This is a genomic window from Cupriavidus sp. BIS7, from assembly GCF_000292345.1.
Classification (GTDB): Bacteria; Pseudomonadota; Gammaproteobacteria; order Burkholderiales; family Burkholderiaceae; genus Cupriavidus.
Window position 1 is genome coordinate 1 of sequence record NZ_ALOU01000107.1, and the last position, 12,535, is coordinate 12,535.

7 protein-coding genes are annotated in these 12,535 nt (G+C 66.0%); 2 read left to right on the forward strand and 5 right to left on the reverse strand.

Features of this window, described 5'->3' with window-relative positions; translation table 11 throughout:
• Positions 1–53: 53 nt before the first annotated feature.
• Positions 54–1,559, reverse strand: a complete 1,506-nt coding sequence (locus tag B552_RS0126320) for an acyl-CoA synthetase (RefSeq protein WP_019452054.1) — start codon at positions 1,557–1,559, stop codon at positions 54–56.
• A 125-nt stretch (positions 1,560–1,684) separates the two neighbouring features.
• Between B552_RS0126320 and B552_RS0126325 the strand changes: the two genes are divergently transcribed.
• The gene (locus B552_RS0126325) at positions 1,685–2,614 is read left to right on the forward strand and encodes a LysR family transcriptional regulator (RefSeq protein WP_019452055.1); all 930 of its coding nucleotides are present in this window, start codon (positions 1,685–1,687) and stop codon (positions 2,612–2,614) included.
• A 59-nt stretch (positions 2,615–2,673) separates the two neighbouring features.
• Here B552_RS0126325 and B552_RS0126330 read toward each other — a convergent pair whose 3' ends face one another.
• The 4 genes from B552_RS0126330 to B552_RS0126345 all read right to left on the reverse strand — a co-directional run bounded on the left by B552_RS0126330 (position 2,674) and on the right by B552_RS0126345 (position 11,082).
• The gene (locus tag B552_RS0126330; RefSeq protein WP_019452056.1) at positions 2,674–4,137 is read right to left on the reverse strand and encodes an efflux transporter outer membrane subunit; all 1,464 of its coding nucleotides are present in this window, start codon (positions 4,135–4,137) and stop codon (positions 2,674–2,676) included.
• Complete coding sequence (locus tag B552_RS0126335) at positions 4,134–7,298, reverse strand: multidrug efflux RND transporter permease subunit (protein WP_019452057.1); 3,165 nt, start codon at positions 7,296–7,298, stop codon at positions 4,134–4,136. The genes B552_RS0126330 and B552_RS0126335 overlap by 4 nt, the downstream gene beginning before the upstream one ends.
• A gap of 13 nt (positions 7,299–7,311) precedes the next feature.
• Positions 7,312–8,532 (reverse strand): efflux RND transporter periplasmic adaptor subunit, encoded by a 1,221-nt coding sequence (locus tag B552_RS0126340; protein ID WP_019452058.1) that lies wholly within the window; start codon positions 8,530–8,532, stop codon positions 7,312–7,314.
• A gap of 114 nt (positions 8,533–8,646) precedes the next feature.
• Positions 8,647–11,082 carry a carbohydrate-binding protein gene (locus B552_RS0126345; protein WP_019452059.1) on the reverse strand — a complete coding sequence of 812 codons (2,436 nt, stop codon included), beginning with the start codon at positions 11,080–11,082 and terminating at the stop codon, positions 8,647–8,649.
• 265 nt (positions 11,083–11,347) lie between these two features.
• Here B552_RS0126345 and B552_RS0126355 point away from each other — a divergent pair, with 265 nt between their 5' ends.
• Positions 11,348–12,490 carry a metallophosphoesterase gene (locus tag B552_RS0126355; RefSeq protein WP_035880382.1) on the forward strand — a complete coding sequence of 381 codons (1,143 nt, stop codon included), beginning with the start codon at positions 11,348–11,350 and terminating at the stop codon, positions 12,488–12,490.
• Positions 12,491–12,535 lie beyond the last annotated feature (45 nt).

Here is a 12,535-nt window from a genome sequence, read left to right on the forward strand (position 1 = left end):
CCCCTCTCCCACAAGTGGGAGAGGGGAGCGTTCTTGTGGCAATTGATGCGCTCTCAAACCCGCCGCTGCCGCCCCGCCCAGTGCTGATCGCGCAGCCGCCGCTTGGCCAGCTTGCCGGTTTCGTCGCGCGGTAACTGCGCCACAACCTCGATCGTGCGCGGCACCTTGAAGCCGGACAGCCGGCCGCGCATCCATTCGATGACCGCCGCCGGATCGACCGTCGCACCGGCCACGGGCTGGATCACGCCATGCAGTCGCTCGCCGTACTCGTCGTCGGGCACGCCGAACACCACGCAATCGGCCACGCCCGGGTAGCGGACCAGTTCGTGTTCGATCTCGGCCGGATAGATATTCACGCCACCGGAAATGACCATGTCCGAGGCGCGGTCGCAGATAAACAGGTAGCCGTCGGCATCGAGATAGCCCATGTCACCGAGCGAGACGAGACCGTCGATGTCGATCGCCTGACGCGCGGCGTCATTGTTCAGGTACGTGAAATCGGGATAGGCGGGCTGGCGCACGTAGACGAGCCCAACCTCTCCCGGCGCGCACGGCTTGCCGGCTTCGTCGATGATGCGCACGCTGGCGTCATCGACCGGGCGCCCCGCCGTGCCGGGACGTGACGCCGCATCCTCTGGCGTGGCCACCGTGACCATGCCCGCCTCGCTCGACGCGTAGGTTTCGTGGATCACCGGCCCGAACCAGTCGAGCATCGCGCTCTTGACCTCGGGCGAGCACGGCGAGCCCGTGGATGCGACGAAGCGGATCGAAGACAGGTCATAGCGCGCGCGTACCTCGGGCGGCAGTTTCAGCAGCCGCACGTACATGATCGGCACAAGGTAGAGCACGTCGATGCGATGCTGTTCGACCAGCGCCAGCACCTGCTCGGCATCGAAGCGCGGCGTCAGCACCAGCCGTTCGGCCACCTGCAGCGCGTTCTGGATAAACACGCCCGGCGCGCTGTGGTAGAGCGGCGCGGACATCAGCGCGCGGCAGCCCGGCACGATGCCGATCGCCTTGGCCACCACCGAGCGCATGCGCGCGGTCTGGTCCTCAAGCTCGGCCAGCGGCACGGCGCGTCGCAGCACGCCCTTGGGCCGGCCCGTGGTGCCGGATGTGTATGCCAGATGGCCGCGCGGCGCCACGCGGGGGCCGTCATACGGCAATTGCGCGTCGAGCCAGGATTCATATGCGATGGCGTCGGCTGCACCACCGTTCCCCGCGCCGTTGACCGTCAGCACCGTCACGCCCGCCGGGATCACCGAGCGCACCGGCTCCAGCAGGTCGGCGTCTACGATCAGCACGCGCGCGCCGCTGTCCTCCAGCAGGAAGCGCACTTCCTCGGCCGTGAAATGCCAGTTGATCGGGCAGTAGTAGACCCCGGCCGTGCGGCAGGCAAACACCACGTCGGCGAAGACCGGGTCATTGCGCAGCAGGACGGCCACCACGCCCCCCTCTTCAAGCCCAAGCCGGCGCAGGCCGCCCGCCAGCCGCATGCCGCGCCCGAGCACTTCGGTGCCGGTGCGGTGCAGCGAATCGAACCAGAGGTCTGCGGGCATGTGCGGTCTCCTGTGTGCGTATTTTTAATGACAAGGCACTGTAACGGGGCATCCATCTATCGACAATGCCGGATGCCGGAATCACAATGTTGCGCCAGAATTGACAATCTTTGCGAGGGCGTCTTATGGATCTCCATCTCGTCCAGGCGTTCGTGGACATCGTGGAAGCCGGCAACCTGGCCGAAGCGGGTCGCCGGCGCGGAGTCACGCGGTCCCAGATCAGCCGTCAGCTTGGGCAACTGGAAGAGCAGGCTGGTGCGATGCTGCTGCGCCGGACCACGCGGCGGCTGGAGATGACCGACGCGGGCCAGTCTCTCTACGAGCACGGCCTGCGCATGCTGCAGGAGATGGCGGCCGCTCAGGCCGAGATCGACAGCCTGGGCAAGACGCTGCGCGGCCACGTGCGCGTGAGCGTGCCCACGGGTCTTGGGGATGCGTTTATCGCCCCGCTGCTGCTGCAGTTCGCGGAGAAGCACCCGGGCATCTCGCTGCGCGTATTCTTCGCCAACCGCGTCACCGACCTGATTGCGGCGGAGATCGACGTGGCGCTCAAGGTGACGTCCGAGCCGCCGCTAGATACCGTGGCGCGCGATGTCTGTGCAATCCACTGGCAGCTCTGCGCGTCGCCCGGGTACCTGGCCGGCATTGCGCCGATCCGCCAGCCCGCCGATCTCGCCGCTTGCCGCTTCCTCTGCCCGCCCTATACGTCGCGGCGTTTCCTGCTGACGCTGGGCCGCGACGACTGCGGCGGGCCCCAGCGCGAGGACGTGGAGATCACGCCGTACCTGCAGTCCGAACACTTTCCGTTCCTGATGAACGCAGTGCGGCAGGGACATGGCGTGAGCCTGTTGCCGCTCTACATGAGTTGGGAAGACGTGCGGCGCGGCACGCTCGTGCGCGTGCTGCCGGAATGGAAGCCGGAGGGGCTGGGCAACCGGCTCTACATCATCACCACGCCGAACCCGCACCTGTCGATGGCGACGCGGGCATTGATCAGCTTCCTGCGGGACACGATTGCAGGGCTTGAAGTGTTTGCCACGCCGAAGGCGGCATAGCGCCCACATGCCCCCATGCGCCGTTATGCACAGCGGAGCACAGGTCGCCGCGCCGCCGGTCAACGTGCCAGCGTGGCCCGGGCCTCCCCGCGCATGCCGGCGTCATGCACGTCAGCCGGCACTGCGGGCCATCCCCCGCCGAGCGATTTGTACAGGGCCGCGGTGCTGGTCAGTACATCGACCTTTCCCTGGATGGCGGCCAACTGCACGTTGAACAGCTTCTCCTGCGCGTCGGTGACTTCCAGATAGCTTGAGTAACCGCCTTCGTAGCGTGCCTTCGACTGGTCCGCGTAGACCACCAGGCTGCGCTCCTGCTTGCTCAGGCTGCCCAGCCGATTGCGTGTTTCGATCCCGCTGGACAGTGCGCTGTTCACATCGGCCAGCGCATTGAGCACGCTGGCCTGGTACGCAAGCATTGACTGCGTGCTCACGGCCTCCGCGGCGTTCACCTGCCCGCGAATCGCACCGCCCTGGAACACCGGTTGGGCAAGCCCCGCGCCGAAGCCCCACACCTGCGACGCGCTATGCCACAGCGCCCCCGGCGAAGTCGCCAGCGCGCCGAAGAAGCCAGACAGGTTCACCGACGGCAGGAACAGCGCCGTCGCCGCGCCAACCTGCGCGTTGGCGGCCACGGCGTTCTGCTCGGCCTGCAGCACATCCGGGCGCCGCGCGAGCAAGGCTGCCGGCAGGTCGGCGCCGACCGGCGGGGCCTGGAGTTCCGCCACGGTCTTGCCGCGTTCGACCGGTCCCGGCTCGCGGCCCAGCAGCAGTGATAGCGCGGCCTCGGTCTGTGCGATCGCTGAACGCAGCGGCGGGATCGTGGCCTCGGTCGTGTAGTAGTCGTTCTCGGACTGCGACAGCTCGACCTGCGAGATCACGCCGCCTTCGTAGCGTTGCCGGAAGATGTCGAGCGCGTCCGCCCGCGACTTCAGCGTGGCCTGTGCAACCTCAAGCTGCGCATCGAGCCCACGCAGCGTTGCATAGCCCTGCACCACCGATGCCGCCAGCGACAGCACCACGCCGCGCCGCGTGTACTCGGCGTTCCAGAGATTGGCTTCCGCCGCTTCGGCCTGCCGGCGGATGCGGCCCCAAAGGTCGATTTCCCAGTTTGCGTTGAGCAGCGCCTCGTAGCTGTTGCGCGGCGCGCCGAACGCGGCAAGCGGCGTGCCGTTGAACGTGCCGCTCTTCTGCCGCGCCGCGGATGCCGTGGCATTCAGTTGCGGATACAGGCCCGAGCGCGCCACCATCAGTTGCGCACGGAATTCGTCGATCCGCGCCACGGCGATGCGCGCGTCGTAGTTGTTGCGCAGCGCCGCCTCCACCATGGCAGTCAGCACCGGGTCATCGAAGCTGTTCCACCAGTCGCTGTCGGCAGCCACCGTCAGCACGCCCGTATCGATCCGGTACGCAGCGGGTTGCGCAACCTCCGGCCGCTGGTAGTTCGGGCCGATCGTACAACCGGCCAGCAGCACTGCGGCCGCTGCGGTCGCTGCGGCAGCTCGCACACGGAATCCCTGGCTCATGTCGGTTCTCCCTCGGCCGGCGGCGTGGCGGTTTCCACTGCTTCCCGTTTGCTGCGCGCGGTCCACTTGTCTGCGGCGGTACCCACGAGCCACGAGAACAGCGGCACGAACAGCAGCGCCAGCGACGTCGCGGCAATCATCCCGCCGATGATGCCGGTACCGATCGAGTGGCGAGAGTTGGAGCCGGCGCCCGAGGCAATGAACAGCGGCACCGCGCCGAGGATGAATGCCAGCGACGTCATCACGATCGGACGCAGGCGCATCTTGGCGGCTTCGACGGCGGCATCGGCATGGGACAGCCCTTCCTTATGCTTCATCACCGCGAACTCCACGATCAGGATCGCGTTTTTCGCCGCCAGCCCGATCAGCGTAACCAGCCCGATCTGGAAGTAGACGTCGTTGGACAGCCCGCGCAGCAGGATGGCCAGCAGCGCCCCGAAGATGCCGAACGGCACCGCCGTCAGGATCGACAGCGGCAGCGACCACGACTCGTACTGCGCCGCCAGGATCAGGAACACCATGACGATGCCGAACACGAACACGATGGTGGTGGTGTTGCCGGACTTCTTCTGCTCGAACGCCTCGCCGCTCCACGCAAAGCTGTAGCTGGCCGGCAGCACCTCGCGCGCCACCGCCTCCATCGCGGCCAGCGCCTGGCCCGAGCTGTAGCCGGTTGCCGCGTCGCCGGTGATCTTGGCCGCCGGGAAATTGTTGAAGCGCGACAGCAGGTCCGGTCCGCTGCTGTAGTGATTGAGCAGCAGACCCGAGACCGGCACCATCTTGTTGTCACGCCCGCGCACGTACAGGTATTCAAGGTTGTTCGGCGTCTCGCGGTACTGTGGCTCCGCTTGCAGGATCACCTGCCACACGCGGCTGTACTGCGAGAACTGGCTCACGTAGAGCGACCCGAACTGCGTCTGCAGCGTGCCATAGACATCGGCAATCGGCACGCCCATCGTCTCGGCCTTCTCCTTGTCAACCTCCACGCGCATCTGGCGCGATGCCGACTGCACCGTGCTGGTCAGCCGGCCCAGTTCCTTGTGAGCGGCCGCAGCCTTGATGAACTTGCGCGTCACGGCTTCAAGCTCCGCCGCATCGCCGGTGCCCCGGTTCTGAATCCAGAACTCGAAGCCGCCCTGTGAGCCAAGCCCCGGGATCGACGGCGGATTGACCGGGATGACGATGGCCTCGGGAATCGCACGCAGCTTGCCCGTGATCGACTCCAGCATCGCCGGCACCGACAGATCGGCCGAATCGCGCTGCTTGAAGCTCTTCATGCCGACAAACACGGTGCCGGCGTTGGTCTTGTACTGGCTGTCGATAAAGCTGTAGCCGGACAGCGCCGATGCGTCCTCCACGGCCGGATGCTCGCGGAACATCGCCGCGACCTGCGACGTGACCTTTTCCGTGCGATCAAGACTGGCGGAGTCCGGCATGATCACGGCCACCAGGACATAGCCCTGGTCCTCGGCCGGCACGAACGCCGTGGGGATATGTGCGAACAGCTGCCACACCGCCAGGATCATCAGCCCGAAACACGCCAGCGCCAGCACCGCGCGCCGCATGAACGCGCGCACCCAGTTGCCGTAGTGATTCACGAGCCTGTCGAACTGCTTGTTGAACCAGACAAAGCCACGCCATGGCGTGTGATGCCCCGGCTTGAGGATCATCGCCGCCAGCGCCGGTGACAACGTCAGCGCGCAGAATCCGGAGATCGCCACGGACACCACGATGGTCAGCGCGAACTGGCGGTATAGCTGCCCCGTGGTGCCAGATACGAAGGCCACCGGAATGAACACGGCCGACAGCACCAGCACGATGGCGATTACCGGCCCCGTCACCTCGTTCATCGCGCGCAGCGTGGCTTCGCGCGGCGATAGCTTGAACTCGGCCATATTGCGCTCGACGTTCTCCACAACCACGATCGCGTCGTCGACGACGATACCGATGGCCAGCACCAGCGCAAACAGCGTGAGCAGGTTGATCGAGAATCCCAGCGCGAGCAGCCCCGCAAACGTGCCGATGATCGACACGAACACGGCCAGCACCGGGATCACCGTGGCACGGATGTTCTGCAGGAAGATGAACACCACCAGCACCACGAGGATCACGGCCTCCGCCAGCGTGTGCACCACCTCCTCGATCGACGCGCTGACGAATTCGGTGGTATCGAGCGACACCTTGTAGGACACACCTGCCGGGAAGGTCTTCGACATCTCGTCGAGCGTCTTGCGCACCTCCTTGGCCACCTGGATCGCGTTCGATCCCGGCTGCTGGTAGACGGCGATGATCGTCGCGGGCTTGCCGTTCAACGCGGACCGCAGCGTGTATTGCTGCTGGCCTACCTCCGCACGCCCCACGTCACGCAGGCGCACGATGGCCGCGCCGTTGTTGTCCGCGCGCAGGATGATGTTCTCGAACTGCTCCGGAGTGGTCAGGCGGCCAGGCGTGACCAGCGGGAACGACAATTCCACCGGCTTCGCATTCGGCGCCTGCCCGACACTGCCCGCGCCAAACTGCTCGTTCTGCTTTTCCACGGCGCGCTGCACGTCCTGCGCCGTAATGCCGAGCGCGGCCATGCGGTCCGGGCGCAGCCAGATACGCATGGCAAGATCGGCCGAGCCCATGATCTGGGCCTGGTTCGCGCCGTTGATGCGCTTGATCGCATCGAGCACGTACAGGTTGGCGTAGTTGTTGATGTACTGCTGGTCGAAGCGGTTATCGGGCGAATAGACCGCGATCAGCAGCAGGAAGCTCGACGAGCGCTTCTGCACGTTGATGCCGGTCTTCTGCACGGCGTCTGGCAACTGCGGCAGCGCCAGGTTCACGCGGTTCTGTACCTGCACCTGCGCGGTGTCCGGATCGGTACCGATGTCGAAGTAGACGTTGAGCGTCATCGAGCCCGTCGGTGACGAGGTCGACTGCATGTAGATCATGTTGTCCGCGCCGTTGACCTGGGTCTCGATCGGCGCGGCCACGGTCTGGGCCACGGTGTCGGAGTCGGCGCCGGCATAGGTGGCGCTGACGGTGACCTGCGGCGGCGTGATGTCCGGGTACTGGGCGATTGGCAGCGCGAACATCGCAACACCGCCGCCGATCACGATGATCAGCGACAGCACGATGGCGAAGATCGGCCGATTGACGCAGAAGGCGGAGAGCATGGCGATCTCCCGGTCAGGATTTCTGCGCAGCGGCGGGTGCGGACGCCGGCTGCGACGCCGGACGGCTGCCCTCTCCCACCGCTGCCAGCGGCGCCTCGCCGGTGACATGCACCGGTGCGCCTTCCGTCAGCTTGCCCGCACCATCGACGACCACGATCTCGCCGGGCTCCAGGCCCTTGGCGATCCGCCACATCGAACCGGACAGCTCCCCAACCATGACGGGGCGCGGTACGGCCTTGTTGTCCTTGCCGATGACGAACACGACATCGCCCTTCGGCCCGTGCATGACGGCGCGCTGCGGCACCACGATTGCATTGGGCCGCATGGCACCATCAACGAGCACGCGTACGAACTGCCCCGGACGCAGCAGGCCTTCGGGGTTCGGCATCAGCGCGCGCACTAGGAACGTGCCGGTCTGCTGGTTGTACGTGGCATCGGCAAACGTGATGCGGCCCTTTTGCGGATACTCGGTGCCATCGGCCATCATCACGGTCACCGTGTAATGCCTGTCCGCAGGCACCACCAGCGTGTTGTCGCGCTGCTGCGCACGGAACTGCAGCGTCTGCGGTTCAGACACGCTGAAGTTGATGCGCATCGGCTCCAGCGTGGAGACCGTGGTCAGCAGACTGTTGGTGGTACTGACGTAGGCGCCTTCCGGCAACACGGCAAAACTCGATACTCCATCCACCGGCGCGCGCACGTACGTATAGGACAGGTTCAGCTTCTGCGTTTCGACCTCGGCCTGCGCCTGTTCCACGCCCGCAGCGGCTTCGTGAAAATTGCCGTTGGCGTCGTCGAGATCCTTTTGCGAAAGCGCGTTGCGTTCGGCCAGCGGCTTCACGCGCGTGAGGTTGGCGCGTGCCACTTCCAGCCGGGCCTTCTGCTGCTGCAGTTGGGCCTTTGCCGCGTCAAGCTGGGCCTGGAACGGCTTGTGATCGATCTCGAACAGCAGTTGGTCGGCCTTGACGTCTGCGCCCTCGCGGTAGTTGCGCTTGATCAGGAAGCCCGACACGCGCGCACGGATATCCACCGCCTGATCGCTTTGGGTCTGGCCGACAAAATCGAACGTGACAGGCAGGTTCCGGGCCACGGTCTTGAAGACCTGCACCGGCACTGGCTGCTGGGCAGCAGCGGGTGGCTCCGATTTGCCGCAAGCGGCCAATATGATCACCGCCCATGCGGCGGTTGCGATCCGGTACGCATGTGCCCGATTTGCCAGCGCTGCCACTGTCATCTGCCGTTCCCCGCTCCTTTTACATGTCGGCGCAGATTACGTTCAAGCCACTGCTGCGACCAATGAATCTTTTGCGGACCGTGTTAAGGATTTTCGAGACGCAATGCGGCAACCTCACCGCCTGAGGCCGCGGAACCGTCCCCCGCCTGCACCACCGCCAAAACGTGCGCCACCGCCCTGGAACCCGCCGCCAGCCATGCGTCCCTGCCATTGCTGGGCGGCGGAATTGCTGAAGCGTTGCTGGCCGGTTTCGCGTGCCTGGCGTTGCTGCTCCAGTTGGCCTTGCATGTTGCTGTTCGGCTGCACCGGCTGCCAGCCGTTGCTCGTATGCTGCTGCCAGCCGTTGTCGGTGTGCTGATAGACGTTGCCGTCATGCCCGGCGTAGACATTGCCGTTGTTCCAGGCCACGGCGTTGTTCTTGTTCGGATTCGCGACAAACCCGCGGCTGCCCGCCGTCTGCGCGCCCGTCTGCGTATTGCCCGCGACACCGGCCTCCGCAGCGCCAACCCGCCCGGTCTGCGCGTTGTAGCCGGCCACCTGCCGCCCCGCCGCGTAGTTGCCGTTGTACTCGTTGCCAACCACGCCGCCGCGTCCTGCACCTTCGCGGCCCGTTGACGGATTGGCGAACGAGCCCTGGCGCCCCGCCGCGTAGTTGCCCGAGTACGGATTGAACGCGGCGCCCCGGCTGCCCTGGTAGCGCGCCCCCGTTGCGGGGTTATAACCAGAGGCGGCCGTGCCTCGCCATTGCGTGCCGGTCCATGCGTTCCAGCCTTCGGCGTGCGTGACCGTGCCCTGCCCCCAGCGGCCGTAGAAGTTGGCCTGGTTCACGTTCACGTAGTTCCAGTTGTAGGCGCCACCCCACCAGTACGGCCCCCAGTACGGCGCTGCCGCACCCCAGATCGCACCGGCGGCGAAGCCGAATGCAAAGCCTTCTGCCACGCCGACGCCAAACCCGGCGCCGTAGCCGTAGGTCACCGGATAGCCGTAGTAGTACGTGCCGACGTACGGCGGATAGACATAGCCAGTGCCATAGACCACGGTGCCGTCCGGGCTGACCACCACGCCCATGTAGCCAGGCGTGTAGCCCACCACGACGGTGTCCGGTGTGACCGAATAGATGCGCACGTAGGTCACGTAATACAGCGGCGAGCTTGGTGGAATCGTATAGATCGCTGCCGGAACCTCGGTGGCGACGAGCCACGGGCCACCGGGCGAGCCGGCCGTGAACCATACGCCGTTGGCCACCGAGTAATAGTGGGTGTTGTCGACCTCGATCACGGGCGTGCCGGTATTGACCGCATAGCGCAGCGACGTGCCGTTGATCGGCTCGAACTTCGGCGCGCCGTCATAGGCCACCGTGGCGGTGGCCTTCGTACGCGAGACCGACGCCGTCTGCGGAATCGTCGCCGCGATCTCGGCTTCGCGCGCCTGCGGCGTGCCGGGTACCGACACGAGTACGTTCGCCTTGGGGTCCTGCGGCGAGATCTTCGCGAAGTCGGCCGGCAACTGCGCGCCGGGCACGAACTCCCAGGGGCCGGTCAGGATCGGCGCGCGAAACCAGCGGCCGGAGAGCAGCACGTAAAACTGGTTGGTCGACGGGTCGAGGAACACGGCGTGATCGGCGTTCGATACCGTCAGCAGGCCGACACCGGCAACCGGGGTCATCTGCGGCTCGCCGTTGGTAATCACCAGTTCGGCCGGGCCGGTCACCATCAGCACGCCTGGCGCGCGTGCGGGCTTCTTGCCATCGGCGGGCAGCATCGGATCGGGCCTGGTCTGGTCCTTGGCCGCATCGAGCTTGCTTGCCGCACCCAGCAGCGCCGACGACGGATTGGCAACCTCCCATCGGCCACCGGCCGATTCGGAGCGGTACCAGTAATCAGCCGCCTGCAGCCATAACTCGCCGCCCGGATCGCGCAGCAGCAGCGCACGGCTGTTGATGGCCCGTTCGAAATGGGTGCCCTCCACGGCGCGCCAGACCGGCTCGCCATCGACATGCACGAGCAGCGTGGGCGTGGTGGCGAACAGGATCTGCGGCACATCGTTCTTGACCGGCACACGCCCGGCGCGCGCCAGTTCCTGCGATACGGCATAGCTGGCCTGCAACTCGTCGAGCGGAACGGTCAGGCCCTTGGGTGGCAGACGGCCCACCAGCGCCTGGCGCACCTTGTCGGCGGTATCGGCGCGCGTCGGCACGTCGACGCTATCTATCTGAATCTGCGTAAGCTGGACCAGGCCGGATGGCTTGTCGATATCGGCCTGCGCCGAGAAACGGGCCACGCCATAAGTGGGCGTGCCGTCCTTGGCGCCAACAGCCACTGCGGCCCGGCCCGACAGCCGGTTGCCATCCCACTTTTCGATCTCGGGCTGGTACAGCTCGATGTGCTCGCCTGCGGCGTCGAAATTGCGCGGCCAGCTCAGCGAAGCCGGCGCCTGCGCCGCGTTGGTTGCGGTGGCAGGATTGGCGGCCAGCACGGCCGGCGCGCTGGCGGTCAGCAATGCGGCGGCAATCAGCGCCTGGCTCAGGAACGTACGCTTCGGGAATGGCATGGGATCTCCGGCAGCGGTGGGCAGCATGCGACACCGCATGTAACGCCCGATGAATCTAAAGTAGTGCGCAGACCGGAACAATGTGCGTCGAAAAGATTCACGATCCCGAGGAAAATGGACAGATCACCGGGCGTTGGAAGTCCGGCCGGATGTGCGCCTTGCTCCCCTCCATGTCAAACGCGCCGGACATGATAAAAACCGGCAGGGGTTGAAGCTTCGCGGCTGCGGCCTCACCTTTGAACGACCTCATCTTCGCGCCCCCGCCATGAGTGCCTCGCGTTCCAGACGTTCGCTATTGATCCCGTTCCTGATTGTGGCGCTGCTGCATGTCTATATCGGCGTGCGGCTGCTGCCCGACCTTCCCGTGCCGATGGTGGTCCATGGCCTCGCCGTGCTGTGGCTCGTTGCATCGACACTTCTGATGCCGGCCGCGCTGATGGCGCGGCGCCTGTCCACGCCATGGGCCGACCAGCTCTCATGGGTTGGCATGCTGGCGATGGGCTTCTTTTCGTCATTGCTGATCCTGACCATCGTGCGCGATGTGTTCCTGCTGGGCACGCTGGCCTTCCGCTGGCATCCGCCCGGCCTGCTTGCCTATAGCGCCGTGGGCGCGCTGGTGCTGGCCGTTGCGGTGACGGTGATCGGCTTCTTTAACGCGCGCGGCCTGGCGAAGGTCAGGGAGGTCAACGTGCCGATCGCCAATCTGCCTGACGCGCTGCACGGCTTCACGATCGCGCAGATCAGCGACATCCACGTGGGGCCAACGATCAAGCGCCCGTACCTCGACCGCATCGTCGATCGTGTGAACGCCCTGCAGCCCGACGCAATCGCCATTACCGGCGATCTGGTGGACGGCTCAGTGCGCGAACTGTCCGCGCACACGGCGCCGTTTGGGCGGCTGTGGGCGCGGCATGGCGCGTATGTGGTGACCGGCAATCACGAGTACTACTCCGGCGCCGAACCGTGGATCGATGAACTGCGTCGGCTGGGCCTGCGCGTGCTGATGAACGAGCATGTGGTGGTAGAGCGCGGCAATGCGTCGCTGGTGCTCGGCGGGGTGACCGACTTCACGGCCGGAGCATTCATCGAAAGTCATCGCAGCGATCCGGCCAAGGCGCTGGACGGCGCTCCCGGCGATGCGGCGGCGCGCGTACTGCTGGCACATCAGCCGCGCACGGCACCGGCGGCGGCGGCGGCGGGCTTCGACCTGCAGTTGTCGGGGCATACGCACGGCGGGCAATTCTGGCCGTGGAACCTGTTCGTGCCGATGCAGCAGCCCTACGTGCATGGGCTGAACCGGCATGAAAGCCTCTGGGTATATGTGAGCCGCGGAACGGGCTACTGGGGGCCGCCGAAACGGTTCGGGGCGCCTTCGGAGATTACGCTTGTGAGGCTGGTGAGGGCTTGATGCAGGTTTGGGACGTGCTCCCCTCTCCCGCAAGGCGGGAGAGGG